Annotated in this window: 25 protein-coding genes; 12 read left to right on the forward strand and 13 right to left on the reverse strand. The window is 68.7% G+C overall.

Annotated elements, in window-relative coordinates; genetic code table 11:
- Positions 1-10 precede the first annotated feature (10 nt).
- Together ykgO and AC3B6C_RS12120 are read right to left on the reverse strand one after the other, a co-directional pair.
- Positions 11-133 carry a type B 50S ribosomal protein L36 gene (ykgO, locus tag AC3B6C_RS12115; RefSeq protein WP_044505924.1) on the reverse strand — a complete coding sequence of 41 codons (123 nt, stop codon included), beginning with the start codon at positions 131-133 and terminating at the stop codon, positions 11-13.
- A gap of 67 nt (positions 134-200) precedes the next feature.
- Complete coding sequence (locus AC3B6C_RS12120; protein ID WP_488376170.1) at positions 201-1,709, reverse strand: glutamate-cysteine ligase family protein; 1,509 nt, start codon at positions 1,707-1,709, stop codon at positions 201-203.
- A 55-nt stretch (positions 1,710-1,764) separates the two neighbouring features.
- Here AC3B6C_RS12120 and AC3B6C_RS12125 point away from each other — a divergent pair, with 55 nt between their 5' ends.
- From AC3B6C_RS12125 to purM, 3 genes are all read left to right on the forward strand, one after another.
- Positions 1,765-2,181, forward strand: a complete 417-nt coding sequence (locus AC3B6C_RS12125) for a sterol carrier family protein (protein WP_051129780.1) — start codon at positions 1,765-1,767, stop codon at positions 2,179-2,181.
- A gap of 143 nt (positions 2,182-2,324) precedes the next feature.
- Complete coding sequence (gene purF, locus AC3B6C_RS12130; protein ID WP_055475242.1) at positions 2,325-3,932, forward strand: amidophosphoribosyltransferase; 1,608 nt, start codon at positions 2,325-2,327, stop codon at positions 3,930-3,932.
- Positions 3,933-4,028: 96 nt separating this feature from the next.
- Positions 4,029-5,135 (forward strand): phosphoribosylformylglycinamidine cyclo-ligase, encoded by a 1,107-nt coding sequence (gene purM / locus AC3B6C_RS12135; RefSeq protein WP_488376171.1) that lies wholly within the window; start codon positions 4,029-4,031, stop codon positions 5,133-5,135.
- 271 nt (positions 5,136-5,406) lie between these two features.
- On the opposite strand, the gene AC3B6C_RS12140 is transcribed toward purM, so the two are convergent.
- The 3 genes from AC3B6C_RS12140 to ygfZ form a co-directional block, all read right to left on the reverse strand.
- Positions 5,407-5,586, reverse strand: coding sequence for a DUF3073 domain-containing protein (locus tag AC3B6C_RS12140; RefSeq protein WP_010842099.1), 180 nt, complete (start codon positions 5,584-5,586; stop codon positions 5,407-5,409).
- Positions 5,587-5,680: 94 nt separating this feature from the next.
- Positions 5,681-6,358 carry an MOSC domain-containing protein gene (locus AC3B6C_RS12145; RefSeq protein WP_238554035.1) on the reverse strand — a complete coding sequence of 226 codons (678 nt, stop codon included), beginning with the start codon at positions 6,356-6,358 and terminating at the stop codon, positions 5,681-5,683.
- Positions 6,355-7,566 carry a CAF17-like 4Fe-4S cluster assembly/insertion protein YgfZ gene (gene ygfZ, locus AC3B6C_RS12150; RefSeq protein WP_488376172.1) on the reverse strand — a complete coding sequence of 404 codons (1,212 nt, stop codon included), beginning with the start codon at positions 7,564-7,566 and terminating at the stop codon, positions 6,355-6,357. The genes AC3B6C_RS12145 and ygfZ overlap by 4 nt, the downstream gene beginning before the upstream one ends.
- A gap of 58 nt (positions 7,567-7,624) precedes the next feature.
- Between ygfZ and AC3B6C_RS12155 the strand changes: the two genes are divergently transcribed.
- The 5 genes from AC3B6C_RS12155 (at position 7,625) to cydC (ending at position 14,868) form a co-directional block, all read left to right on the forward strand.
- The gene (locus tag AC3B6C_RS12155) at positions 7,625-8,494 is read left to right on the forward strand and encodes an aminodeoxychorismate lyase (RefSeq protein ID WP_055475239.1); all 870 of its coding nucleotides are present in this window, start codon (positions 7,625-7,627) and stop codon (positions 8,492-8,494) included.
- 227 nt (positions 8,495-8,721) lie between these two features.
- Complete coding sequence (locus tag AC3B6C_RS12160; RefSeq protein WP_488376173.1) at positions 8,722-10,302, forward strand: cytochrome ubiquinol oxidase subunit I; 1,581 nt, start codon at positions 8,722-8,724, stop codon at positions 10,300-10,302.
- 12 nt (positions 10,303-10,314) lie between these two features.
- Complete coding sequence (cydB, locus tag AC3B6C_RS12165; protein WP_488376174.1) at positions 10,315-11,397, forward strand: cytochrome d ubiquinol oxidase subunit II; 1,083 nt, start codon at positions 10,315-10,317, stop codon at positions 11,395-11,397.
- Positions 11,394-13,133, forward strand: a complete 1,740-nt coding sequence (gene cydD, locus AC3B6C_RS12170; protein WP_488376175.1) for a thiol reductant ABC exporter subunit CydD — start codon at positions 11,394-11,396, stop codon at positions 13,131-13,133. The genes cydB and cydD overlap by 4 nt, the downstream gene beginning before the upstream one ends.
- Complete coding sequence (cydC, locus tag AC3B6C_RS12175; RefSeq protein ID WP_488376176.1) at positions 13,123-14,868, forward strand: thiol reductant ABC exporter subunit CydC; 1,746 nt, start codon at positions 13,123-13,125, stop codon at positions 14,866-14,868. The genes cydD and cydC overlap by 11 nt, the downstream gene beginning before the upstream one ends.
- Positions 14,869-14,978: 110 nt before the next feature.
- Here the strand turns inward: cydC and AC3B6C_RS12180 are convergent, their stop codons facing one another.
- The 4 genes from AC3B6C_RS12180 to AC3B6C_RS12195 all read right to left on the reverse strand — a co-directional run bounded on the left by AC3B6C_RS12180 (position 14,979) and on the right by AC3B6C_RS12195 (position 17,604).
- Positions 14,979-16,478, reverse strand: a complete 1,500-nt coding sequence (locus tag AC3B6C_RS12180) for an aldehyde dehydrogenase (protein ID WP_488376177.1) — start codon at positions 16,476-16,478, stop codon at positions 14,979-14,981.
- Positions 16,479-16,606: 128 nt separating this feature from the next.
- The gene (locus AC3B6C_RS12185) at positions 16,607-17,065 is read right to left on the reverse strand and encodes an LON peptidase substrate-binding domain-containing protein (RefSeq protein WP_488376250.1); all 459 of its coding nucleotides are present in this window, start codon (positions 17,063-17,065) and stop codon (positions 16,607-16,609) included.
- Complete coding sequence (locus AC3B6C_RS12190; RefSeq protein ID WP_488376178.1) at positions 16,999-17,283, reverse strand: LON peptidase substrate-binding domain-containing protein; 285 nt, start codon at positions 17,281-17,283, stop codon at positions 16,999-17,001. Before AC3B6C_RS12190 ends, AC3B6C_RS12185 begins: the two co-directional genes overlap by 67 nt.
- A gap of 12 nt (positions 17,284-17,295) precedes the next feature.
- Positions 17,296-17,604, reverse strand: coding sequence for an antibiotic biosynthesis monooxygenase family protein (locus AC3B6C_RS12195; RefSeq protein ID WP_035717146.1), 309 nt, complete (start codon positions 17,602-17,604; stop codon positions 17,296-17,298).
- Positions 17,605-17,713: 109 nt separating this feature from the next.
- On the opposite strand from AC3B6C_RS12195, the gene AC3B6C_RS12200 reads away from it, so the two are divergent.
- Positions 17,714-18,535, forward strand: a complete 822-nt coding sequence (locus tag AC3B6C_RS12200; protein WP_488376179.1) for an alpha/beta fold hydrolase — start codon at positions 17,714-17,716, stop codon at positions 18,533-18,535.
- A 70-nt stretch (positions 18,536-18,605) separates the two neighbouring features.
- Here the strand turns inward: AC3B6C_RS12200 and AC3B6C_RS12205 are convergent, their stop codons facing one another.
- Together AC3B6C_RS12205 and AC3B6C_RS12210 are read right to left on the reverse strand one after the other, a co-directional pair.
- The gene (locus AC3B6C_RS12205; RefSeq protein WP_488376180.1) at positions 18,606-19,577 is read right to left on the reverse strand and encodes a hypothetical protein; all 972 of its coding nucleotides are present in this window, start codon (positions 19,575-19,577) and stop codon (positions 18,606-18,608) included.
- A gap of 166 nt (positions 19,578-19,743) precedes the next feature.
- Entirely contained in the window at positions 19,744-20,637 is an 894-nt protein-coding gene (locus AC3B6C_RS12210) for an HhH-GPD family protein (RefSeq protein ID WP_488376181.1), read from the reverse strand.
- On the opposite strand from AC3B6C_RS12210, the gene AC3B6C_RS12215 reads away from it, so the two are divergent.
- Both AC3B6C_RS12215 and AC3B6C_RS12220 read left to right on the forward strand, forming a co-directional pair.
- Positions 20,636-21,289, forward strand: coding sequence for a carbonic anhydrase (locus AC3B6C_RS12215; RefSeq protein ID WP_014925505.1), 654 nt, complete (start codon positions 20,636-20,638; stop codon positions 21,287-21,289). The two genes, AC3B6C_RS12210 and AC3B6C_RS12215, sit on opposite strands and share 2 nt — an antisense overlap.
- A gap of 176 nt (positions 21,290-21,465) precedes the next feature.
- On the forward strand, positions 21,466-22,236 hold the full coding sequence (locus tag AC3B6C_RS12220; protein WP_044507608.1) for a hypothetical protein: 771 nt from the start codon (positions 21,466-21,468) through the stop codon (positions 22,234-22,236).
- A gap of 51 nt (positions 22,237-22,287) precedes the next feature.
- Here AC3B6C_RS12220 and disA read toward each other — a convergent pair whose 3' ends face one another.
- Positions 22,288-23,373 carry a DNA integrity scanning diadenylate cyclase DisA gene (gene disA, locus AC3B6C_RS12225; RefSeq protein ID WP_010842083.1) on the reverse strand — a complete coding sequence of 362 codons (1,086 nt, stop codon included), beginning with the start codon at positions 23,371-23,373 and terminating at the stop codon, positions 22,288-22,290.
- Between the two features lie 88 nt (positions 23,374-23,461).
- Between disA and AC3B6C_RS12230 the strand changes: the two genes are divergently transcribed.
- The gene (locus tag AC3B6C_RS12230; protein ID WP_488376183.1) at positions 23,462-24,010 is read left to right on the forward strand and encodes a PaaI family thioesterase; all 549 of its coding nucleotides are present in this window, start codon (positions 23,462-23,464) and stop codon (positions 24,008-24,010) included.
- 14 nt (positions 24,011-24,024) lie between these two features.
- Here the strand turns inward: AC3B6C_RS12230 and radA are convergent, their stop codons facing one another.
- Entirely contained in the window at positions 24,025-25,404 is a 1,380-nt protein-coding gene (gene radA / locus AC3B6C_RS12235; RefSeq protein ID WP_488376184.1) for a DNA repair protein RadA, read from the reverse strand.
- Positions 25,405-25,489 lie beyond the last annotated feature (85 nt).

A 25,489-nucleotide genomic window follows, 5' to 3' on the forward strand; every position in this document is an offset into this window, starting at 1 on the left:
ATCGCTTCGATCAGCCCTGGCGCGCCTTGAATCTCGGGTTGCCCTTGTTGATGACGAAGATGCGACCCTTGCGCTTGACCACCTGCGAGCCGGGCTGGTTCTTCAGTGAACGGATGGATGCACGAACCTTCAACGGAGCCTCCTTAATGGAAATTGTTTCCATTAAAGCAGGCTCGTCGCCCCTGATCGACCGTTGGGTGTCAGACCTGCCAGGTGTGTACCGGTTCGCCCTCGTGCATCTGGGTGACGTAGTCGCGCAACATGCCCTGCAACGCCTGCTCCCGGCTCTCGCCCGCGCGCTCGCGGGCCGCGACCGCCTGGCGCTGCCAGACCGACCCGGTCTGGCGCGAGATGCAGCGTCCCTCGATCACCGACAGGTAGCGCTTCCGGGCCTTGTCGGAGACACCGAACCGGCGCAGTCCGTCCTCGGCGAGCACGAGGAGCCGGCGCAGGACGAGCTCGTCGGGCCGTACCCAGCCGACGTCGGGCCAGTACAGCTGGGACTCCATTCCGGTGCGGGCGCCGGACTGCAGGTTCTCGGCGGCGGCGTTGAAGGACATCCGCGACCACAGCGGCCGGTCGGATTCGACGAGACCGCGGACGACGCCGTAGTAGAACGCGGCGTTGGCCATCGTGTCGACGACCGTCGGGCCGGCGGGCAGCACGCGGTTCTCGACGCGCAGGTGTGCCTGTCCCTCGTGGATGTCGTAGACCGGACGGTTCCAGCGGTAGACGGTCCCGTTGTGCAGGCGCAGTTCGTCGAGGGTCGGGATGCGTCCGGAGTCGAGCTCGGCGAGCGGATCGGTGTCGGTGGAGACCGGGAGAAGGGCGGGAAAGTAGCGGGTGTTCTCCTCGAAGAGGTCGAAGATGGTGTTGATCCATCGCTCCCCGAACCACACTCGGGGCCGCACGCCCTGATTCTTCAGTTCCAGCGGACGGGTGTCGGTGGCCTGCTCGAAGACGGGGATGCGGCTCTCGTGCCACAACGCGGTCCCGGCGAGGAACGGCGAGTTGCCGGCCAGGGCCACCTGCACCCCGGCGATGGCCTGAGCGGCATTCCAGTGGGAGGCAAAGTCTTCCGGTGCCACCCGGAGATGTAGTTGCAACGAGGTGCAGGCGGCCTCGGGCAGGATCGAGTCGGTCGCGGTGCGCAGGTGCTCGGTGTGGTGGGTGTCGGTCAGTGGGACACCGGTGATGTCGATCTCGAGGTCCTCACCCCGGGCCGCGAAGATCTGCTCGTTGAGCAGGTCGTACCGGGGGTTCGCCGAGATCCAGTGATGTGCAAAGTGTTCGGACTTCAGCGTGGGCAGCATGCCGATCATCACCAGGTGGCTCGAGGTCTGCGCGGCGCGCTGCTCGGCCCGGTTGAGCGACGTGCGCAGCGCCTGTTCGAGCGAGATCGTGTCGTCGATGGTGAAAGGTCGCGGCGAGACGTTGATCTCGATGTTGAACTGACCGAGTTCGGTCTGATAGTCGGGATCGGCGATCGCCTCGAGGACGGCGGCGTTGGCCATCGCCGGCCGCATCTGCTCGTCGACGAGGTTCAGTTCGACCTCCATGCCGAGGAGCGGCTTCGGCGGACGACCCTGATCGGTGAACAATCCGTCGGCGAGCATCCTGGCGATCGCTTCCGTCCCGCGACCCACCTGGCGCCGGAAACGGACCCGGTCCTCGCCGGTGAACTGCTGCTTGGACACCTCGGCTCCCATGCGGTCAATACTGCCCGATCCGAGCCGCCCCGAACCCTCTTGGGAGAATGGCCGGGTGCCACCACGCAGGAGAGTGGACCCAGCAGAGGTCCGAGCCGCAGTGCTGGCCGTCTCGGACTGGCTCGTCGACCCCACCGCGCCGCCGCCGGGACGCGCCGCCCTCGCCGACGCCGTCCGGCAGTCGGCCCGGACGCTCGAACAGCTCGCGCCCGGCAACTCGGTCGAGGTCCGCGTACCCCCGTTCGTCGCGGTGCAGTGCATCGAAGGACCCCGCCACACCCGTGGGACGCCGCCGAACGTCGTCGAGATGTCGCCGCGGACCTGGCTGCTCCTCGTGGCCGGTGTCCTCACCTACGACGACGCCCTCGCCGCCGGCGACGTCGACGCCTCCGGACACCGGGCCGGGTTGATCGCCGATCTGCTCCCGCTCGTCCCGATCGCGTCGTCGGGTGACCGCGGAACCGGAGTGTGATTCATCACTCGCCGGGGTGTCGTGGAATTACCCGCAGGCCGACACTGCTGGAAGATTCGCATCGGGAGCCGACCGACCCGTAAACTCCGTGATGTCTCCCAGCCCACTCGACTGACCGATTCGCAGCCCCAGGGAGCTAGTCGATGCCTGATCATTCGATCGCCAACATGAACCTGCTCGCTCCCACGACGGCGGGCGGATGTTCTGCACGCGGTGCGGGCGCGATCAACCCCGCCCCGCTGGACGAACCCGAGAACGAACCGCGTGAGGAATGCGGTGTCTTCGGCGTCTGGGCGCCCGGTGAGGACGTCGCCAAGCTCAGCTACTACGGGCTCTACGCCCTGCAGCACCGCGGCCAGGAGGCCGCGGGTATCGCGGTCGGTGACGGCAGCCAGGTCGTCGTGTTCAAGGACCTCGGGCTGGTCAGCCAGGTCTTCGACGAGCAGACGCTGGGAGCGATGAGCGGCCACGTGGCGATCGGCCACTGCCGTTACTCCACCACCGGCTCGACCACCTGGGAGAACTCGCAGCCGATCTTCCGCACCACCGACGCCGGCACCGGCGTGGCCCTGGGTCACAACGGCAACCTGGTCAACACCGCCGACCTCGCCGCTCGTGCCCGTGAGCAGGGGATCAAGAGCTCGGCGGCCACCTCGGACTCCGATGTGGTGGGAGCACTGCTCGCGCATGGCGCCGCCGACAGCTCCATCGAGCAGGCCGCCATGGAACTGCTGCCGACCCTCAAGGGCGCCTTCTGCCTGACCTTCATGGACGAGCACACGCTCTACGCCGCGCGCGACCCGCACGGCGTGCGCCCGCTGTCGCTCGGCCGCCTCGATCGCGGCTGGGTGGTCGCGTCGGAGACCGCCGCGCTCGACATCGTCGGCGCGTCGTTCGTCCGCGACATCGAGCCGGGTGAGCTGCTGGCCATCGACGCCGACGGCGTGCGCAGCTCACGGTTCGCCGAGCCGACCCCGAGCGGGTGCGTCTTCGAATACGTCTATCTCGCCCGTCCGGACTCGGTGATCCACGGCCGCTCGGTCCACTCGACCCGCGTCGAGATCGGCCGGCGCCTCGCCAAGGAGCATCCCGCCGAGGGGGACCTGGTGATCCCGGTGCCGGAGTCCGGCGTGCCGGCGGCCGTCGGTTTCGCCCAGGAATCGGGCATCCCGTACGGCCAGGGCCTGATGAAGAACGCCTATGTCGGCCGCACCTTCATCCAGCCGTCGCAGACGATCCGTCAGCTCGGTATCCGTCTCAAACTCAATCCGCTGCGCGAGGTCATCCGCGGCAAGCGACTCGTGGTCGTCGACGACTCGATCGTGCGCGGCAACACGCAGCGCGCGCTCATCCGGATGCTGCGTGAGGCCGGGGCGGCCGAGGTGCACGTCCGGATCGCGTCGAGCCCGGTCCGATGGCCCTGCTTCTACGGCATCGACTTCGCCTCACCCGCGGAGCTCATCGCCAACGGCATGGAATCCGAGGAAGGCATGGTCGAGGGCGTGCGCCAGGCCATCGGTGCCGACTCGCTCGGTTACATCAGCATCGACGAGATGATCAATTCGACCGGTCAGAGCGCCTCGTCCCTGTGCGCGGCATGCTTCGACGGCAAATACCCGATCGAGCTGCCCAAGGAGACCTCGATGGGCAAGGCCGTCCTGGAACAGATGCTGGCCAGTGCCGCCGGCGACCGTGCGGTGGACCCCCTGACCAAGCCGAACGACAACGTCAGCGCGGTCATGCGGCCCTGATTTCGCGCCAACCACCCTCCGGTACCGTATGACCCGTCGGCGAACACGCCGGAAACAACGTTCGACCGAGAATTCTGGAACGGGAGTGCTGCGGAGATGACGGAGCGGGATGCTGCTGCCGACGAGACGGCCGGGAGCGCGACACCGGCCTCGTATGCGGCGGCCGGGGTCGACATCGACGCCGGTGAGCGGGCTGTGGAACTCATCGCACCCCATGCCAAGCGTGCGTCGCGACCAGAGGTTCTCGGCGGAATCGGCGGCTTCTCCGGCCTGTTCGCGCTCAAGGGCAACTACCGCGAGCCGGTCCTCGCCGCGGCGAGCGACGGCGTCGGCACCAAACTGGCCGTGGCGCAGGCCATCGACAAACACGACACCGTCGGTCGCGATCTCGTCGCCATGTGCGTCGACGACCTGGTCGTCTGCGGCGCGGAACCCCTTTTCCTGCAGGACTACATCGCGGTGGGCAAGGTCGTCCCCGAGACGGTGGCCCAGATCGTCGCCGGCATCGCCGACGGGTGCGTCGAAGCCGGCTGCGCGCTGCTGGGCGGTGAGACCGCCGAGCACCCCGGTCTGATGCAGGACAACCACTACGACATGTCCGCCACCGCCGTGGGCGTCGTCGAGGCCGACAACGTCCTCACCCCGGATCGCGTGCGCGCCGGCGACGTCGTCATCGGCATGGGGTCGTCGGGATTGCACTCCAACGGCTACTCGCTCGCCCGCAAGGTGTTGCTCGACTGGGGTCACATGGACCTGTTCGGCCACGTCGAGGAGTTCGGGCGCACCCTGGGCGAGGAGTTGCTCGAGCCGACCCGGATCTACGCCCGGGACTGCCTGGCGCTGATCGCCGAGGCCGATGTCCGTACGTTCGCGCACATCACCGGCGGCGGCCTCGCCGAGAACCTCGCCCGCGTGATCCCGCACGGCCTCGTCGCCGAGCTCGAGCGCAACACCTGGACGCCCGCGCCGATCTTCGCGTTGATCGGGCAGCGAGGCCGGGTCGAACAGCTCGAGATGGAGCGCACCTTCAACATGGGCGTCGGCATGGTCGCGGTCGTGGCGCCGGAGGACACCGACCGGGCGCAGGCCGTGCTGACCGCCCGGCATGTCGACAACTGGGTCCTGGGCACGGTCAAGCGTGCGAGCGACAGATCCGACACAGACGCGCGTGTCAGTCTGCTCGGGGAGCACCCGCGCTTCTAGGATCGGCCGAAACCGCACTCTCGCAACGACAATCGTTCGAGGCGCGGCCACATACAGAACACCGACGCTCGCCGGAGGGGTAACCCTCGGCGAGCGTCGGTGTCTGACGATGATTCGATCACCCTCGACCAACGCATGAGCACGCACCACCCATCCGAAAACGGGTGGTGCGTACAAAATTATGGGCCCGCGTCGCCGCGGGTCCGCTCATGCGGAGAGTGTGTGGGGTGATCCCAGGCGTCGAGAGATCAACGCCCGAAGAGTGTGCGCGTCAAGCGCGTCGCCACTCCTCTTCGTCCACCCAGTCGTCCACCGGATCCGGTCGTTCTACAACCGGATCGCCCTGCCCGGAGAGCTCACGCTGCAAGCTTTCCAAATCGGTGTTCGGAGTGGAGTACTTCAGCTGACGTGCAACCTTCGTCTGCTTTGCCTTTGCCCGGCCGCGGCCCATATGGGACCCCCTCGCACAATGACGGGGCGGCCAAACGATTGGCGGCCCCGTTCTCTTGAAGTAATTCTGTCGTGCGGACCAGTCTAGCGCGCCTCTAGGATTTGTGTTGTCCACCCTGGGTTGCCGCGCCGACGCGTCTTTCCGACTTGTTCACCATCTTGGTCGCCTCACGCCGGACCTTGGCCGGCAGATCGTCTCGCGCGAGCAGGGACCGGATCGCCTCGAGGTCGCCGCCGGCGAGCAGATCGCGTGATCGCACGCCGTGTTCGGGGCGGTGGACGACGCTGATCCGATCGCCCTGCGCCACGCTGCCGTTCTGGACAACCCGCAGGTAGGTGCCGAAATCGGCTTGATCGAGAAAGCGCTTCATCCATCGCGGCTCACCCGCCCAGACCGCGAAGGTCTTGCAGGGGACGCGGGGGATGGTCACCTCGAGGACCAGACCGTCGGCGCCCACCTCCCACCGTTCGCCGACCACCGCGTCGGTGACCGCCATGCCGTCGATGCGGAGGTTCTCGCCGAACCATCCGTAAGGAAGCTCACGTCCGAGCTCCTCTGCCCACCGGCGCGCCTCGGCGTCGGCGTAGGCGTACACGGCCTGATCGACGCCGCCGTGGTGCCGCTTGTTGCCCACGTGGTCGTCGACGAGGCCGAGCTCGTCGACGACGAGGCGTCCGTGACGGGGGCGCTTGTCGATGGCGGAGCGGCCGATGCCCTCGAGGATCACGTCGTCGCCGGCCGCGCACACGGCCAGCACCACGCCCTCGCTCAACTCTGGTGTCCCGGAACCGCCGAACCGCCGCGGAGGCGTTCCACGGCGGCGCGTCCCGCCTGGATCCGGTCGTCCTCGAGGATCGAGTCCGGGTCGATCCGGGCGCTCACGGCGGTCTCTGCGCCCACGGTCAGCTCGACATCTGTGCCCACGTTGCGTTTGACGAGCGCGAGAGCGATCGGACCCCACTCGTGGTGGTCGACGATCGTGCCCAGGCGGCCGACGGTCCGGCCGCCGGCCGTCACCGGATCGCCGGGCACCGGGCGCTCGTCGCTGCTGCCGTCCAGGTGCAGCAGGACCAGCCGTCGCGGCGACTTGCCGAGGTTGTGGACCCGGGCGACCGTCTCCTGGCCGCGGTAGCACCCCTTGTCGAGGTGGACCGCGCCGAGCTCGTCGGGACCGCCGATCCAGTCGACCTCGTGCGGGATCGTGCGCTCGTCGGTGTCGGCGCCCAGCCGCGGGCGGCGGGCGGCCACGCGGAGCGCCTCGTACGCCCAGCTGCCGGCCATCCGTGCGCCGGCCTCGGTCAGGGCGTCCCACCAGCGCGTCAGCACGTACTCGGGCACGATCAGATCCACGACGGGCAGGTCCCGATCCTCGCCGAACGAGGGCATGCGCCGCCAGAAACCGAGCGGTTCGTCCTCGTGGTGGGTCTCGGGCAGCCCGCCGGCCTGGTAGACGTCGGTGTCCGCGCCGATCTCCAGGACGTCGGCGACCGGTCCGTCGAGCGCCCCCGGGCCGATGAGCGTCACGACCTTCATGTCGGGTCGCGCCGCCGGCTCGGCCTTGGCCCAGAAGACCATCTTGGTGAGGAAACCGAGCAGCGGGTCACCGCGGGAACCCTCGGTGTCGATCCAGGTGACACCGTCGATGTCGGTGAGGACGAAATGCTCCTCGACACGGCCGTTGGCGTCGAGGGAGAGGTTCTCGGCGCTCGACCGGTCGGGGAGGGCAGCGATGTGCTGGCTGGTGATCGTGTGCAGCCAGGTCAGGCGTTCGGCGCCGGCGATCTCGATCACGGCTCGGTCGGACCGGTCGACGATGATCACGCCGCTCCGGCCGGCTCGTTCCTCCCCGCCGCCGTAGGCGGCTCGTTGTTCACCGAGCGGATCACCGTAGTGCCACGCGGTGTCGGCGGATTGGAGGTCTCCGGGACCGGGCACCGCCCCGCCCTCGGAATGCCTGGTCAGGATGGGTGAACGGCTCACGTGTCGATTCTACGGGTCGATTCGGCATACGGCCGGGACGCATGGCAGCCTTCTATCCATGGCGGATTCGATCCTTGTCTCGCTCGACGGCACACAGCACGATGCCGACGCTCCCTTCCTCCATGCCGACGATCTGGCCGCGGTCCGCGGCGACGGCATCTTCGAGACCCTTCTCGTACGCGCCGGACGGCCCCGGTGCGTCGAGCTGCATCTCGAGCGCCTGACGCACAGTGCCGCGGCGATGGATCTCGGCGCACCCGATCTCGACGAGTGGCGCGGGGCGATCGAGACCGCGGCGCAGGCGTGGACGGAGAAGCACGGATCGGCCGGCGAGGCTCTCCTCCGGCTGGTCTACAGCCGCGGGCGTGAGCACGGATCGGCGCCGACCGCCTACGTCACCGTCGACGCGGTGCCCGACCGGGTGGCGGCGGCGCGCGCTGAGGGGGTGCGGGTGGTCACCCTCGCCCGCGGCTTCTCGATAGACCTCGCCGCCTCGGCGCCCTGGCAACTGCTCGGCGCCAAGACCCTCAGCTACGCGACGAACATGGCGGCCCTGCGTCACGCCGCCGACGAGGGTTACGACGACGTGATCTTCCTCAGCAGCGAGGGCGTCGTCCTCGAGGGGCCCCGGGCCACGGTCGTGGCCGTCTACGCGGACACCCTGGTGACGCCGCCCACCGAGATCGGAATTCTCGAATCGACCACCGTGCGTGCGGTTTTCGATGTCGCGTCGCGGGAGGGTTGGACGACGAAGACCGACGTGCTGCGGCCCGAGGACCTGGTGGCGGCCGATTCGGTCTGGCTGGTCAGCAGCGTGACCCTCGCGGCCCGGGTGACCCATCTCAACCGGTACGTGATGCCGGTTCCGTCCGATGCCGCGAAATTCACCGATCTGGTCGATCGGGCCATCTCGGTGGACGACAATTGACCTCGGTCACTCGCACCTGATCACCCCGCCCGGAACACACACCCCGGGCAATGAGAGGGAAGACACCGCCTCGAGCTGGTCGGCGGGACCTTTGGCGCTTGTTCGGGCCCGGTGACCAGGCGTAACGTCGCGCCTACGACCTACTACTACCGCTGGTAGTAGTAAGTTCCCGGCAGGTTTCGACCTGCCCCCGCAGCCCGGGGGCCGGCAACTCGATTCGAGGCGATATGGACGCTCTGGACGTCTCCAGATGGCAATTCGGGATCACGACCGTCTACCACTTCATCCTGGTCCCGTTGACCATCGGCCTCGCGCCGATGATCGCGGTGATGCAGACGGTGTGGCATGTCACCGGCAACGAGCAGTGGCTGCGCGCCACCAAGTTCTTCGGAAAGCTCTTCCTGATCAACTTCGCGCTCGGCGTCGCGACCGGAATCGTCCAGGAGTTCCAGTTCGGGATGAACTGGAGCGAGTACAGCCGGTTCGTCGCCGATGTCTTCGGTGCACCGCTGGCCCTGGAGGGCCTCGTCGCCTTCTTCCTCGAATCCACGTTCATCGGACTCTGGATCTTCGGTTGGGACCGGTTGCCGCGCCGCGTGCATCTCGCGTGTATCTGGTTGGCGGCGATCGGCGTCAACGCCTCGGCGTACTTCATCATCGCCGCGAACTCCTGGATGCAGCACCCCGTCGGCGTCGTGTGGGACCCCGAACGCGGGCGGCCCGCGATGAACGATTTCGTCGCCGTGCTGACCAACAACACGACTCTCGCGGCCTTCCCGCACGTGATCGCCGGTGCCTTCCTCACCGCCGGCACCTTCGTCGCGGCCATCGGGATCTGGTGGATGGCCCGGAACTCGTGGCGGGCGAAGAAGATCCGCGAGGCCGCCGAAACCGGTGACGTGGGTGAGATCCCGGACAGCACGTCGCCGAGTCACCTCGACGCGACACCCGAGGACCTCGAGAAGGACGCCCGCGTCCTCTGGCGGCCGGTCACGAGGCTCGCGTTGTGGGTGACCATCGTCTCCGGTGTCGCACTGTTCATCACCGGGGACATCCAGGCGCAGATCATGTTCAAACAGCAGCCGATGAAGATGGCGTCCGCCGAGTCGCTGTGCGAGACCGAGACAGGCCCGGGTTTCTCGGTCCTGTCGATCGGCCGTCAGAACAACTGCGAGAACATCGACCACATCATCGAGATCCCGAAGATGTTGTCGTTCCTCGCGAACCACGATTTCGACTCGACCCTGCAGGGCGTCGAGGAGCTGCAGGAGCAGTACACCGAGGCCTTCGCCGGACAGCCGAACGTGCCGGCGAATCAGAACTTCGCACCCAACCTCTTCGTGACCTACTGGGGCTTCCGGGCGATGATCACCTGGGCGCTCGGTTCGGTGGTCGTGGCCCTGGGCGGCCTGTGGTTCACGCGACGCAAGCGGGTGGTCGAATCCAGACGTTTCGGTTTCATCGCCCTGCTGATGATCCCGACCCCGTTCCTGGCCAACAGTTCCGGCTGGATCTTCACCGAGATGGGGCGCCAGCCATGGGTCGTCGCACCCAACTGGGAGGACGATCTCGATCCACTGCGGATCAGCATGCTGGTGCAGAACGGTGTCTCCAACCACTCGGCGAGCACCGTGCTGGTCACGCTGATCGGATTCACCCTGCTCTACGGCGCCCTGGGTGTCGTGTGGTTCATGTTGCAGCGGCGCTACGTCATCGAGGGGCCGGCCGCGCACGACTCACGACCACCAGGCCACACCGACGACGAATCCGAATCCGATGAGCCCAAACAGCTCTCGTTCGCGTACTAGAGGAGCGTGATCATGAGTCTCGAAGAAGTCTGGTTCCTGGTCATCGCGTTCCTGTTCGTCGGGTATTTCGTCCTGGAGGGCTTCGATTTCGGCGTGGGCATGCTGATGCCGATCCTCGGATCGAGTCACACCGGTGGCGACGACAAGGTCGCCGCCGACGATCCGGAGGCCGATCCCGACAAACGGCGCCGCGCGCTCCTCAACACCATCGGCCCGGTCTGGGACGGCAACGAGGTCTGGCTCATCACCGCGGGTGCGGCGCTGTTCGCGGCGTTCGGCGGGTGGTACGCCACCATGTTCAGCGCGTTCTACCTACCGCTGTTCCTCATCCTCATCGGTCTCATCGTGCGGGTCTGCGCGATCGAGTGGCGGGGCAAGATCAACAATCCCCGCTGGCGCATGTGGTGCGACATCGGAATCGGGCTGGGGTCGTGGATTCCGGCGATCCTGTGGGGTGTGGCGTTCGCCAACATCGTGCGCGGGCTTCCGATCGATGCCGACGCCCAGTACACCGGTGGGTTCTTCAACCTCCTCAACCCGTACGCGCTTCTCGGCGGTGCGACCACCCTGCTCGCCTTCCTCACCCATGGCGCGGTGTTCATCTCGCTGAAGACCTCCGGTGTGCTGCAGGAGGATTCGGCTCGCTACGCCGCCCGGCTGGCCTGGCCGACACTGATCGTGGCCGCCGTGTTCCTGTTGTGGACCCAGTTCGCGTACGGCAACTCGTGGACGTGGATCCCGGTGCTCATCGCCGCCGTCGCCGCGGTCGGCATGGTGGTGGCCACGCAGATCCGCCGCGAGGGTTACGCATTCATGTTCACCTGCATCGCGATCGCGGGCACGGTCGCCACGCTGTTCGCCGTGCTGTTCCCGAATGCGATTCCGTCGACCCTGAATCCGGCGTGGAACCTCACCATCGAGAACACGGCGTCGAGCGACTACACACTCACGATCATGACGTGGGCGGCGGTGCTCATCACCCCGGTGGTGATGGGCTACCAGGCCTGGACCTACTGGGTGTTCCGAAAGCGGCTGTCGGTCGCGCACATCCCGGACCCGGCCGGACTTCCGTCGCTGCGAATCCCGAGCAAGTGAGTCGCACCGCCCGGCCCCCGCTCGATCCGCGGCTGCTGCGGTATTCGCCGACGACCCGCCGCTACGTCGGGGTCACCGCGGTGTTCGCGGTGGCCGAGGTGATCGCGATCATCGTGGTGGCGGCGATGGTGGCCTCGATCGTCTCCGAGTTGATCGTGTCGCCGGGCGCGCGGTCCTTCACCGCGCAGGGAGCGCATCTGGCGATTCTGACCGCCGCCCTCGTGGTGCGGGCGGCGATGGCCTACGGGCACGATCGGTACGCACACCGGGCCGCCGAGCGGGCGATCGCCGAGTTGCGCGCCGAGGCGCTCGACGTCCTCACCGATCCGGCCCGCACCTCGCCACGGTCGCTGACCGCGATCCGCGAACATGCGAGCACGGTTCTCCTGCGCGGTCTGGACGCACTGGGGCCGTATCTGTCGGGCTACCTGCCGGCCCTCGTCGCCGCGGTGGTCCTGACGCCGGTCGTCACGGTGGTCATCGCCCTCGCCGACTGGCCCTCGGCGCTCATCATCCTCGTCACGCTGCCGCTCATCCCGCTGTTCATGGTTCTGGTCGGACTGATGACACGCGACCGCACCACGCGCAAGCTGGCGACGATGAGCCGGCTGAGCGCCCAGCTCCTCGACCTCATCGCGGGATTGCCGACCCTGCGGGCGCTGAACCGGGCCGGTGGCCCGGCGGCGCGCGTCGGTGAGCTCGGCGAGGCGTACCGCCGTAGCACGATGAGTTCGCTGCGTGTCGCGTTCCTGTCGGGTGCCGTCCTGGAACTGCTCGCGACGCTCTGCGTGGCGCTGGTGGCAGTGAGTATCGGTCTGCGCCTGGTCTACGGCGAGATGTCGTTGTACGCCGGTCTTTTCGCACTGATCCTCGCGCCGGAGGCGTACTTGCCGCTGCGTCGGGTCGGGATGCAGTTCCACAATTCGACGGACGGCCTCACCGCTGCCGAGCAGGTCTTCGGGCTCATCGCGCCGGCGTCCGCCGGGTCGGGTCCGGCGGTGCCCGCCGCGGGGAGCCGGGGCGTCACGGTCGCCGGAGCGCCGATCACGCTGCTCGACGTCGGGGTCCACGGCCGCGACGGGTGGGCGCCGGAATCCCTTCGCGCGACGGTCGAACCGGGTTCGTTGACGGTGTTCACCGGGCCCAACGGGTCGGGAAAGTCGACGGTGCTTTCGACGATCATGGGCCTGCTCACTCCTGACGAGGGGTCTGTGCTGATCGGGTCCACCCCGGTCGCCCAGGCCGATCCCGCGGCGCTGCACGAACAGATCGCCTGGCTGCCCCAGCAGCCGGTGATCGTGCCGGGCACGGTCGCCGAGAACCTGGCGCTCTACGGCGCCCTGGACCGCGGCGCCTTCGAATCGGCCTCCGCGGCAACCGGCTTCGCGGATGTGGTGGTCGAGTTGCCCGAACGGCTCGACACGGTGCTGGGAACGGGCGGGGTCGGGCTCTCCGCCGGACAGCGGCAGCGCCTCGCGCTGACCCGCGTCCTCGCCTCACCGGCGCCGCTGCTGCTCCTCGACGAGCCGACCGCCCATCTCGACGAGGCATCCGAACGCGAGGTGTTCGCGACCCTCCGCGATCGCGCCCGCGCCGGGGACACGGTCGTCGTGGTCGCGCATCGGGGTGTCGCCCGCGAGTACGCGGACCGGGCGATCGAGTTCCCGGCGGTCTCGGGCACGGCGGGCACAGGCACAGACACTGGCACGGTCGCGGAGGTGGATCGTGCGCGGTGATCCGCTCATTCGGGCCCTGGGGTTCCTCGGCCTTCGGGGGCGTCCGACCATCGCCGCGCTCGCCCTCGGCGTCGGCGGTTCGCTGTCGGCGCTCTTCCTCGCCGCGCTGTCTGCCTGGCTGATCACCCGCGCCTGGCAGATGCCGCCGGTGCTCTACCTGTCGGTGGCGATCACCGCGGTCCGGGCGCTGGGCATCTCGCGTGGTGTGTTCCGCTACCTCGAACGCCTGGCGACCCACGATCTCGCCCTGGCTGCCATGGCCACCGCGCGGCAGCGGGTGTACGCGGCGCTGGCGTCGGGATCACCGGGCTACTCGGTCACCCTGCGCCGGAGTGAGCTGCTCAACCGAACGGGCGACGACATCGACGAGATCGGCAACGCCCTCATCCGGGGCCTGATCCCGATCGGCGTCGGTGCCACGACATCGGTTGCGGCCGTGGCGGTGATGGCACTGGTGTCGGTGCCCGCGGCCGTGGTGCTCGCACTCGCGCTGGTCGTCAGCGGTGGCGTGGCGCCGTGGCTGGCCGCTCGCGGCGGTGCCCGGGCGATCCGGGACGGCGCGCAGGCCGCGTCCGAGGCCACCGAGGCTGCCACGACGGCCCTGTGGCACGCGCCCGAACTCGTCGTCGCACGCCGGCGCGGGGATGCGCTGGCCGCGTCCGCCGCGGCCGGCGGCCGGCACCTCGACGCCATCGAACGGGGCATCCGATGGCAGGCGTCCGCCGCGTCGGCGACGCCACTCGCACTCGGTGCGTCACTGATCGCGGCGTGTGTGATCGCCATCGAGTTGGCCTCGGGGACCACGGGTTCCCTTGCCGGGGTGAGCTCGGGGGAGGGGCTGACACCGATGATCCTCGGAGTGCTGGTCCTGCTCCCGCTCTCGGCGTTCGAATCCACCGCACCGCTCACCGAGGCCGGGCTGCAGATCGAGCGCAGCCGCCAGAGCGCCGCCCGGATGATGGCGCTCGTCGACGGGGCGCGCGGCGACACGACCACCGATGTGACCGACGCCGAGATCCACCGAACCCCGGTGCGCCTGACCGCCACGGGATTGCGCTGGGGGCATCCCGACCGCGAGATCCTCGGTCCGGCACGGGGTGTGGATCTCGACCTGCACCCGGGTTCACGGCTGGTGATCACCGGCCCGAGCGGAGCGGGGAAGTCGACCCTGCTCCTGACGCTCGCGGGACTGTTGTCCCCCCGGGCCGGGGAGGTCGGCGGTACCGACGCCGCCGACGGATCGAAGGTCGGGTTGCGTTCGGCAACCTGCTATTTCGCGGAAGAGGCACACATCTTCTCGACGACGGTCCGGGAGAACCTGCGTGTCGCCCGCGGGGACGTCACCGACGAGGAGATCGGTACCGCACTGGTGGCCGTCGGACTACAGCGTTGGGCCGCAACACTTCCCGATGGTCTCGACACCGTCCTGGCCGGCGGGGCCGACGCGATGAGCGGCGGGCAGCGCCGGCGACTGCTCCTCGCTCGTGCGCTGCTCCACCCGGCGCCGGTCGTCCTGCTCGACGAACCGACCGAGCACCTGGACGAGGTGGACTCGGACCGGTTGTTGCGCCGACTCCTGGGGGCGGACCGCGATCTGTTCGGACCCGACCGCATCGTCGTCGTCGTCACTCATCAGCCACCGGCCGACACCGGTGCGGCGGAGGTGATCGAGCTGGCGGGCCGGCCGAGCGGCGCCGGGTCCCTCTGCCGGCCGAGCAGCGTCGACCGAGCGTAGCGAGGACGCCGCGCCCGTCGAGGTCACTCAGGGTGGGCGTGCGGACAAGAACCGGGGCCGGACGCTCGCGTCGTCCGGCCCCGGCTCCCCCCTGTGAGAGGCTGGGGAGTCTAACTTGTGGACACCTCGTACCCCATCGGCAGCATCGTCGACTTGTGCTCGAGGAACGACTCGAGGCCTTCGCGGCCGTTCTCGCGGCCGATGCCGGAGTTCTTGTAACCGCCGAACGGAGACTCGGGATCGATGGCGTACCAGTTGATCCCGAAGGTGCCGGTGCGGATCTTGGTGGAGATCTCGATGCCGCGCTCGACGTCGTTCGTCCACACCGTCCCGGCGAGACCGTAGCTCGAGTCGTTGGCGATGGCGATGGCCTCGTCGACGTCGTCGTAGGCGATCACCGACAGCACGGGTCCGAAGATCTCCTCCTGCGCGATGGCCATGTCGTTGGTGACGCCGGTGAAGATCGTGGGGGTGAGGAAGTAGCCGGAGTCGAGTCCCGCCGGCCGCTCGCTCTCGAGAACCGCGGTGGCCCCGGCCTTCTTGCCGAGCTCGACGTACTCCTCGACCTTGTTGCGCTGGTTCTCCGTGATCAGCGGTCCGAGCTGGGCCTCGGGGTCGGACGGCAGCCCGACCTTCATCGCCTTGGCGGCCTCGACCATCGCGGCGACGATCTCGTCCTGCCGGCTGCGCGGAACCAGGATTCGCGTCTGGGCGACGCACGCCTGTCCGGTGTTGAACAGGCCGAGGAACGTGAGCATGAACGCATTCGCGTCGACGTCGACGTCGTCGAGGACGATGGCGGCAGACTTGCCGCCCAGCTCCAGCGAGCACCGCTTGAGGGTCTGCGCGCAGGCCGCGCCGATCGCCTTGCCGGCCGCGGTCGAGCCGGTGAAGGTGATCTTGTCCACCTCGGGATGTGCGACGAGCGCCTGCCCCGTCTCGGTACCGCCGGTGACCACCGAGATCGCTTCGGGGGGAACGCCGGCCTCGATGAACAGCTGGGCGACGTAGTTGCCGGTCATCGGGGTCTCGGGGGCGGGCTTGAGCACGACCGAGCACCCGGCGGCGAGCGCGGCGCCCATCTTGTTGCAGGTGATGAACAGCGGGACGTTCCAGGCGCAGATGGCGCCGACCACGCCGACCGGTTCACGGGTGATCCGGGTGGTCCCGAACAGCCCGGTCCGGTATTCCTCCCACTGGTAGTCGCGGGCAGCATTCGCGTAGGCACGCAGGACGCCGGTGCCGGGGAGCTGCTGGAGCGTGCTGATCGCGCTCGGCGGTGCGCCCATCTCGGCGGAGACCAGCGCGGTGATCTCGTCCCCGCGCTCGTCGATCAGGTCGGCGACCTTCGCGACGATGTCGGCGCGCTGAGCGGGCGGAGTCGAACTCCACACGCCGGAGTCGAAGGCTGCGCGCGCGGCGCGGACCGCGGTGTCGACGTCGGTCTCGTCGGCCAGCGGTACGGACCCGACGCGTTCGCCGGTGGCGGGGGAGTGGACCTCGAGGGTCTCGGTGGAATGGGGATCGACCCACCGGCCGCCGATGAGCAACTGGGGTTGGTCGCCCCCGCCGGTGAGGGCGGCGGGTTGGGACTCCACGGTCTCGGTCATTACGCGTGTGCTCCTCAGAGGACGGGGCCCTGCCCGGGCACGTGCGGCGGACAGCCGCCGTCGGGCAGGTGTGAACTACGGCACACGCAATATTAGAACACGTTCTAACTCTGATGCCAGGGCGGCGGTCAGAAAGTGCCGAAGACCGCCCTCGCCTCCAGCCCCTGCATCACGTCGTCGAGGATCTCGATCTGGTCGGACGGCTGCTCCGCCTCCAGGATTCGCTGCTGATCGTGGGGCTGCGCGACCGCCCGTGCCGCAAAGCGATGGATGGGCGAGAGGTCGGCGGCCCGCGGGTCGGCGTCGATCATGGCGATGGCGGCGATGATCGGCTCCGGGTCTTCTCCCGCGGCGGCGAGTCGTTGTCGGGTCAGCGTGTTCAGTCGCTCGTCGATGGCGGCGAGACGGGCGAGGTCGGAGCGGCTGGGTTCCTGCTCGGCCAGCACGGTGATCCGGGCGCGGGGATACGGGTCGTCGGGCAGCCATTCGACGACCCGGAACCGTCGGCGTCCGATGGCGGTCAGCGACGCACGGCCGTCGGGCAGGCGGCCCGTGATCTCGGCTGCGCCAGCGTGCCGACGTCGCAGCGCGACTCGCCGCCGCCGACCTCCGAACCGCGCTCGATCAACACGACACCGAATCGGACCGTGGGCGGATCCTCGGTGGTGTCGACGTGATCGGTCAACATCTGCCGATAGCGGGGCTCGAAGATGCGCAACGGCAGTTCCGCGCTCGGCACCAGCGCGGTGCCGAGCGGGAACACCGGTACGACGAGGGTCTCGCCGGGCGCCGGTTCGGTACTCACGGCCTGCTCATCTCAGGATTTGGGCCTCGCGTCGAGTACGACCTCGAACTCGAGCAGATCGGCGCCCGAGGCGACCGGCTTGGCCCGCTCGCCGGAATGAGCCTCGCGGGCGGGCCCCGCCGACCAGGCCTGGAAGTCCTCCTCGGATTCCCACTCGGTGACGACGAAGTAGCGGTCGTCACCCTTGACCGGCCGGAGCAGCTGGAAACCGAGGAACCCCTTGGACCCGTCCACGGAATGGGCGCGATTGGCGAACCGCTTCTCCAATTCGGGGCCGGCGCCCTCGGGCACGGAGATGGCATTGATCTTCACAACAGACATGCGTCCACCATAGGCGCTGCGCCCCGACGGTCGGGTCGAACGCCGACACGGACACCGGGCCCCGAGCCGGGCGTCGGTGTCACTACGCCTCTGCGACTACAGTTCTGGCATGTTCGACGGTGAGGTTCCGCAGGAGACCGGACTTCGCGACCACGGCGGCCCCGAACTCGTGGACGACGCGCAGGGTCCGTCGGATCGCGCGGCGCCGCCCATCGTCCTGTTGCACGGTCTCATGGGGCGCGGCCGAACCTGGCGGCGCCAGGTCCCCTGGCTGCGCCGGTACGGCCGCGTGTTCACCTACGACGCCGCCTTCCACACCGGCGCCGACGCCGAAGACCCCTGCGATGACCGCGAACTCGCGACCGAACGGTTCGTCGCCGATCTCGCCGAGATCCTCACCTGGATCGACCGCGGACCCGCGGTGCTCATCGGGCACTCGATGGGAGCTCTCCACGCCTGGTGCGCGGCGGCGGAGTACCCGGAGCTGGTCGCGGCACTGGTGGTGGAGGACATGGCCCCGGACTTCCGCGGTCGGACCACGACCAACTGGACCCCGTGGTTCGAGTCCTGGCCGGCCCGTTTCGCGTCGCAGGACGAGGCCGTCGAGATGTTCGGGCCGGTGGCCGGACGCTACTTCTTCGAGGCCTTCGACAACGGGCGGTTACACGGGCGGATTCCGTTGTGGGCGGCGATCGCCGAGGAATGGGGCCGACGCGACTTCTGGGCCGAGTGGCGTTCGGTCGGCGTGCCGGCATTGCTGATCGAGGCCGAGCACGGGGTCACCCCACCCGGGCAGATGCGGACGATGGCCGCGGTGAACGACCAGGCCCGCCACATCCGTGTTCCGAACGCCGGCCACCTCGTCCACGACGACGCGCCGCACGTGTATCGCGGTGCGGTGGAGGCATTTCTGTCGGGACTCGACCTCTAGAACCTGGTGTGCAACGAAAATCGGGGCGCACACGACGAATCGTGTGCGCCCCGAGAGGGAACGGATGGCGTCAGGACGGATCGGCGGGCGCGATCGGCGCGCCGTTGAGCCGACGCCAGCAGTGCACGAGGAACAGCTGGGCGACCGGTGCGGCGACGATCAGGCCGACGTAGCAGACGAGCACACCGACGAGGTTGATGGCGTACGTGACCAGCAGGGTCAGAATCGAGTCGCCGACCTTCGACTTGGTCAGCTCGAACGACGCCTTCATCGCGTTGATCGGCGAGAGGCTCTTGTCGATGGTCGCGACAACCGAGAACATCAGGAAGAACATCGCGATGATGCCGGGGATGATGCACAGCACGTACCCGACACCCGTGATGAGGCCGACCAGGATCGCGGTTCCGATGACCGGCCCGAACCGGATCGGGGTGAGGAACGACTTCGCCGTGACCGGTTCACCGTTGGCGACGCGGACCGCGCCCGAGATGATGCTCGCCTGGATGTAGAGCAGTCCGATGAACAGCAGCGCGTAGATCAGGATCATCAGGATGGTCCCGCCGGCGCTCAGCGAGGTCGTCTCGTAGGTGTAACCGCCACCGAGGTCGGTGGTCTCCGTCGTGCTGAAGAGCGCCACCCCGAAGACCGCGAGCGCGATGACGACCGCGCCGAGGAGGAACACCGTGAGTCCCGGCAGGATCATCGCGCCGACGTTGTTCTTGAACTTGCCGAAGGCCCACGAGAACGCGGTGCCCACGTCGATCTTGCCGGTGTCGTACGGCGCGCCCTGCGGATCCGGGGCGCCGGGGTAGGCCCCGGCGTCGCCGTACTGAGGTCCACCCGGAGGCGGCGGCGGGGGTGCCTGGCCGTACTGGGGTTGCTGCGGCGGCTGCTGACCGTACGGCGGCTGCTGGGGCGGCTGCTGACCGTACTGGGGCGGCGGCGGGGGCTGCTGCCCGTACTGCGGCGGCTGCTGGCCGGGAAAGCCGCCCGGCTGCTGCGGGTCCGGTGGCGGGACAGGGGGATACGGCGGCTGGCTCATGGCCGGGACATTAGCAACGATCGGCCCGCGGCGGGAGACTATCTCCGAACGATCAAACGACTGGTCAATGAGCGTGGCACGAATTATGGGCTCGCGGTGGCGGGTTCGCGGACGCCGACTTGGACAGTCGTCTCAGAATCGTCGCCCGTGCCCGGTCGGGGCAGACCTAGGCCTCGCCGGCCAGGCAGTACCGTCCGCTCGCCGTGATCTCGACGAGTCCGTCGACGAGCAGAGAGTCCAGCGCGCGGTCGCGCTGGGCGGTGTCGGAGGTCCACACGACGTCGAGTGCGGAGCGGTCGACCGAATCGTTCGAGTTGCGAAGGACATCCAGGAGCAATCCGCGTACCTGGCGGTCGGTGCCGGCGAACTTCTGCACCCGCCGAGGTGGGCCGGCATGCGCGGGCCGGCCGAGTCCGACCCAGGCGCAATCGACGAGAGGGCAGTTGTCGCACTTGGGGTTTCGGGCCGTGCAGACCAGTGCGCCGAGTTCCATCAGGGCTGCCGAGAAGCGTGGGGCGGACGCGGCGTAGGTGCCGTCGCCGGACCTGGGCAGCAGGGCCTCGGCGTCGGCGAGATCCCGCCGCGACGGGTTCGCCGGCTGCTCGCGGCCGTGGACCGCGCGGACGATGACCCGGCGGACGTTCGTGTCGACGACCGGCACGGCCTGGCCGTAGGCGAAGCACGCGACCGCCCGCGCGGTGTAGTCGCCGATCCCGGGCAGGGTCAGCATCGTCTCGACGTCCTCGGGGACCCGATCGCCGTGCTCGGCGGCGAGCGCCTTCGCGCACTCGTGGAGACGGAGCGCGCGGCGGGGATAGCCGAGCTTGCCCCAGGCCCGAAGGACCTCGCCGGCCGGCTCGGCGGCCATCGCCGAGGGAACGGGCCAGCGTCGGACCCACTCCAGCCAGGGTTCGACGACCCGCGACACCGGCGTCTGCTGCAACATGATCTCGCTGATGAGGATCTGCCAGCCGCTGCAGGAGGGATTCCGCCACGGCAGATCACGTTCGTGGGTATCGAACCAACCGAGCAGAGTGCCCGGTGGCACACTATTGACCATGACCGCATCGACACCACGAGAGGCGTGGCGCATTCTGCGCGACGGCAACGATCGATTTGTGACAGGTGAATCTCAGCATCCCAGCCAGGGTATCGAGGACCGTGCGCGGCTCGTCGGGGGTCAGCACCCGCACGTCGTGCTCTTCGGTTGCGCCGACTCGCGACTGTCGGCCGAGATCATCTTCGACCAGGGTCTCGGCGACATGTTCGTCGTCCGCACGGCCGGCCACGTGATCGACTCCGCGGTCCTCGGCTCGCTCGAGTACGCGGTCGCGGTCCTCGAGGTCCCGCTCATCGTGATCCTCGGGCACGACAGCTGTGGCGCGGTGAAGGCCACCCTCGATGCGCTCGACGACAACCAGATCCCCGGCGGCTACATCCGCGACGTCGTGGAGCGGGTGACCCCGAGCATCCTCGCCGGTCGCAGTGAGGGCCTGACGCGCGTCGACGAGTTCGAGGCCCGCCACGTGGTCGAGACCGGCCAGCTGCTCATGCAGCGCAGCCGCGTCATCGCCGACCGGATCAGCACCGGCCGGCTGGCGATCGTCGGCCTGACCTACCAGCTCAACGAGGGACAGGTCAACGTCCAGGGCGTCTACGGCGACATCGGCGAGCGTCCGTCGCCCACCGCCGTGACCGCCGAGTCCGCCTGACCGCCGACCCTTCGAGACGGCCCCTCCGCAAGCTCCGGGGCCTCCTCAGGGGGCGGTGATGACCGCTGGAACCTGAAGGCGAACTCTAGACTTTGCCTGCTCCGGGCCGTTTTTCGGCTGCGACACGCCGCACGTGATCAGCCGGAAGTCAAGACCCGGCCGTTAGCGTGGTGGGCGTGATCGAACCCCAGGGCCCGCTGCCACCCGAGATCTACTGGCGACGCCGCGTCGTCGCCGTGGGTGGTGCGCTGGTCGTGGTCGGTCTGGTCGTCGCTCTGATCGTGTGGATGACGTCGGGTGGCGGAGATCCCCAGAACACCGCCGCCACCGAGAGTGTCTCGTCGAGTTCGTCGGCGTCGTCGACGACGTCGGCACCACCCGCCTCGGAGCCGCAGGCCGGTGGCGCGTCGGGCGAACCGGACGCCGGTGGCGGCTCGGGCGGCGGTGCCGGTGTGCCCGGCGGGCCGCCCGCGGGCGCGTCCAGCCCCGTCGAATCGGCAAGTCCCGCAGGGGTTCCCGGTGGACCGGCCGGCCCCGGGCTGTGCCCGGATCAGGCGATCTCGGTGGTCCTCTACACCGACAAGCCCACGTACACGATCGGACAGAATCCGGTGTTCACCATCGTGACCACCAATGCCGGGCTGTCCGAATGCACCCGCGATGTCGGGAAGGCCGTGCAGAACGTCATCGTCCGCACCCTCGACGGGACCCGGACGCTGTGGTCGGCGCGCGACTGCTCGCCGCTGAACACGGTCAACAACGTCGTCCTCAAGCCGGCGCAGCAGGTGAAGGACACCATCACCTGGTCGGGCACCACCAGCAGCCCCGGCTGTGAGCGTCCGCGGACCCAGGTGCCCGCCGGTTCGTACTCGGCGATCGGCAAGATCGGTGAGCGCGAGTCGTTCCCGATCACGTTCAACATGGTCGCTCCCGCTCAGGAGCCCTGAGCGGCGCAGCCACCATCCTGAGCCTCGCCACCACCACGGCAGATACCGCGACTAGTCGTAGCGTTCGATGCTGGTCTCGGCCAGCCGGGACAGGCCTTCGCGGATGTGTCGCGCCCAGATGCTGCCGATGCCCTCGACGGCCTGGAGGTCGGCCGACGAACTCGCGAGCAGTGCCTGCAGTGTGCCGAAGCTGCGGACGAGCCGGTCGACATGCGCGAACTGCAGCCGCGAGATCCGGGCGAGCAGGCGGTATCCGCGGGGACTCATCGCCGTGTCCTGGGCCTCGATGGTGGTCGGGTACCCGAAGGCGCCGGCCAGCAGCGTCAGATCGAGAAGGTCTGCGTCGCTGAGGTTCTCGACGACCTCGAGTGCCTGGCGGACGTCTTCGGCGGTCGCCGGCTCGGGGCTGGCGTAGTAGTCGCGGACGAGCAGTTCGCGCATGGTGTCGTTGTCGCTGATCAGTTCTTCGAGCTGCAGGCTGACCTGTCGGCCGTTGACGCCGAGTTCGAGTACGTACTCCTCGATCTCGACCGACACACGACGGACCATCTCCATCCGCTGGGCGGTCGACATGGCGTCGCGCAGCAGCACATAGTCCTCGATCTCCGCGCGCGACAGCGCCGAGATCACCTCGTCGAGCCGGGCCTTGTACCGCTCGAGCGTGGCCAGGGCGACGTTGGCGCGGGACAGGATCGGGTCCGGGCTCTCGACGACGCGACGGGCTCCGTCGACGTAGACGCTGACGATGGACATCGACGCGCTCACCGAGATCACCGGATGTCCGGTCTGGATGGCGGTCCGTTCGGCCGCGCGGTGGCGGGTGCCCGACTCCTCGGTCGGTATCGAGGGATCGGGGACCAGCTGGACGTTGGCGCGCACGATGCGCTTGCCGTCGGTCGAGAGCACCACCGCGCCGTCCATCTTGGCGAGCTCACGCAGTCTCGTGGGTGCGAACTCGACGTCGAGGTGGAAACCGCCGTCGCAGATCTTCTCCACGTCCGAGTCGTGGCCCAGCACGATCAGGGCACCGGTGCCGCCGCGGAGGATGCGCTCGAGGCCGTCACGGAGTGGGGTGCCGGGTGCGACGCGCGCCACCGTCTCGCGCGTCAGCTCGGACCTCACCACTTCGGCGACCATGTCTCCTCTTCTCCGCGACGGCGCCGACCGTCCGTGGGACACGTGCCCCGCGGCATCGGCCATTGCGATGTGACTAGGGTACCGGGGTGTGAAGAGCAGCAGTTTTGTGGTGCCCGACGAGCTGGACGAGGTGGAACGTCACCCGAAGGCGGCGAAGGCGGGTGAACCGGTCCGGATGCACAACCCGACGTGCTTCGGCTGCGGGCCGGACTCGCCGCAGGGACTGCACCTCGTGGTCCATGCCGGAGAGGGATTCACCGTCGACGCGTCGATGGAGGTCGAGACCCGTATGGAGGGCGGCCCCGGCGTCATCCACGGCGGCATCCTGAGCACCGCGTTCGACGAGTTGATGGGGACCATCCCGCTCTTGATCGGGCCGTCGGGGGTGACGGTACATCTCGAGGTGGACTACATCCGCCCGATCCCGGTGGGCTCGACACTGCGGTTCCACGGCAACCTGCTGGGCCGACAACGGCGCAAGATCTTCACCGAGGCGGTCGCCCACATCGGGGATCCGGACGAACCGGTGGCCAGCGCGCACGCGATCTTCGTGACGATCGATGTGCGCAAGCACTTCGCCGAGCACGTCGACAAGAGTTCGAGGGCCGAGGAGTACAAGCAGCGGATGTATCCGTAGCGCCGGACGTCCGGTCAGAAGGGCGCGTCCACCGGTTCCGCGCTGCGGAGACCGACGGCGTCCCCGATGTTCCCGACGCGCAGGATTCGGATTCCCTTCGGCAGTTCCTCGTCGGTGGCCGCGGGGATGATGGCCTCCCGGAAACCGAGCCGCTTGGCCTCGGCCAGCCGGCGCGCGACCGCCGAGACGCGTCGTACCTCGCCGCCGAGCCCGACCTCGCCGATGACAACGGTGGACTGCGGGATGGGCTGGTTCTTCACCGTGGAGTACACCGCGAGGGCGATGGCGAGATCGGCGGCCGGCTCGGTCACCCGCATACCGCCCACGGTCGAGAGATAGACCTCGCTCTTCGCGATCTGCTTCAGGCCCCCGCGTGCCTGCAGGACGGCCAGGACCATCGAGACCCGGTTCATGTCCAGGCCGGACACCGCGCGGCGCGGGATGTTCATCTCGGTGCCGTTCGCCAGTGCCTGCACTTCTCCGACGAGCGCGCGCTTGCCATCCATCGTCACCAGCGTGGCACTGCCGCTCACGTCCGAATCCCGTTGGTGCAGAAAGATCCCCGAGGGGTCGGGCACCTGGTGGATACCGTCGTCACGTTGTTCGAAACACCCCACCTCGTCGGCGGCGCCGAAGCGGTTCTTGACCCCCCGCACCATGCGCAGCGTCGAGTGCCGGTCACCCTCGAAGGCGAGTACGACATCGACGAGGTGCTCGAGCGAGCGCGGGCCCGCGACCGCGCCCTCCTTGGTGACGTGACCGACCAGGATGACCGCCACCCCACGGTTCTTGGCCAGCGAGACCAGTGCGGTGGTGACCGCGCGGATCTGGGTCACGCCGCCGGTCACGCCGTCGGCCCCGGAGGCGACGAGCGTCTGCACCGAGTCGACGATCATGAGCGAGGGGGCGACCGAGTCGACGTGGCCGAGGATGGTCGCGAGATCGGTCTCCGCGGCCAGGTAGACGTTCGGATGCACCGCGCCGGTGCGTTCGGCACGCATCCGGACCTGCCCGGCCGATTCCTCGCCGGTGATGTAGAGCGCGGTGCGGTCCTGTGCCGCCCAGTGCTTGACGGCCTCGAGCAACAGCGTGGACTTGCCGACACCGGGCTCACCGGCGAGCAGGATGACCGAACCCGGCACGACGCCGCGGCCGAGTACCCGGTCGAGCTCGCCGATACCGGTCGGGATCGCGGCCGACTTCTGGGCGTCGACCTCGGTGATACGCAGCGCCGGGCTCGACGGCGCGACCGCAGCGGTGCCGCGCGAGGACGACGCCACGCCGGTGACCTCGCCGATCGTGCCCCATTCCCCGCACTCGGGGCAGCGGCCGACCCATTTGGGCACCTGATGACCGCACCCGGTGCAGCGGAACGACGACTTGGTTTTGGCCACCCGGTCAGACTAGGTGCCGGGCCCGACAAGACGAACGAGGCCCGGCGATGATCGCCGGACCTCGTCGCGAAGTGGAATCGTGGGG

Source organism: Gordonia sp. 11cp (genome assembly GCF_057767225.1).

Coding starts and splice junctions, on each gene's coding strand:
- AC3B6C_RS12180 (WP_488376177.1), bottom strand. CDS start 16,478: ATGACCGAGACCGTGGAGTCCCAACCCGCCGCCCTCACCGGCGGGGGC.
- disA (WP_010842083.1), bottom strand. CDS start 23,373: ATGGTCGCCGAAGTGGTGAGGTCCGAGCTGACGCGCGAGACGGTGGCG.
- AC3B6C_RS12210 (WP_488376181.1), bottom strand. CDS start 20,637: ATGGTCAATAGTGTGCCACCGGGCACTCTGCTCGGTTGGTTCGATACC.
- cydB (WP_488376174.1), top strand. CDS start 10,315: ATGAGTCTCGAAGAAGTCTGGTTCCTGGTCATCGCGTTCCTGTTCGTC.
- AC3B6C_RS12195 (WP_035717146.1), bottom strand. CDS start 17,604: ATGTCTGTTGTGAAGATCAATGCCATCTCCGTGCCCGAGGGCGCCGGC.
- AC3B6C_RS12155 (WP_055475239.1), top strand. CDS start 7,625: ATGGCGGATTCGATCCTTGTCTCGCTCGACGGCACACAGCACGATGCC.
- AC3B6C_RS12160 (WP_488376173.1), top strand. CDS start 8,722: ATGGACGCTCTGGACGTCTCCAGATGGCAATTCGGGATCACGACCGTC.
- AC3B6C_RS12140 (WP_010842099.1), bottom strand. CDS start 5,586: ATGGGCCGCGGCCGGGCAAAGGCAAAGCAGACGAAGGTTGCACGTCAG.
- purF (WP_055475242.1), top strand. CDS start 2,325: ATGCCTGATCATTCGATCGCCAACATGAACCTGCTCGCTCCCACGACG.
- AC3B6C_RS12200 (WP_488376179.1), top strand. CDS start 17,714: ATGTTCGACGGTGAGGTTCCGCAGGAGACCGGACTTCGCGACCACGGC.
- AC3B6C_RS12215 (WP_014925505.1), top strand. CDS start 20,636: ATGACCGCATCGACACCACGAGAGGCGTGGCGCATTCTGCGCGACGGC.
- AC3B6C_RS12120 (WP_488376170.1), bottom strand. CDS start 1,709: ATGGGAGCCGAGGTGTCCAAGCAGCAGTTCACCGGCGAGGACCGGGTC.
- purM (WP_488376171.1), top strand. CDS start 4,029: ATGACGGAGCGGGATGCTGCTGCCGACGAGACGGCCGGGAGCGCGACA.
- AC3B6C_RS12205 (WP_488376180.1), bottom strand. CDS start 19,577: ATGAGCCAGCCGCCGTATCCCCCTGTCCCGCCACCGGACCCGCAGCAG.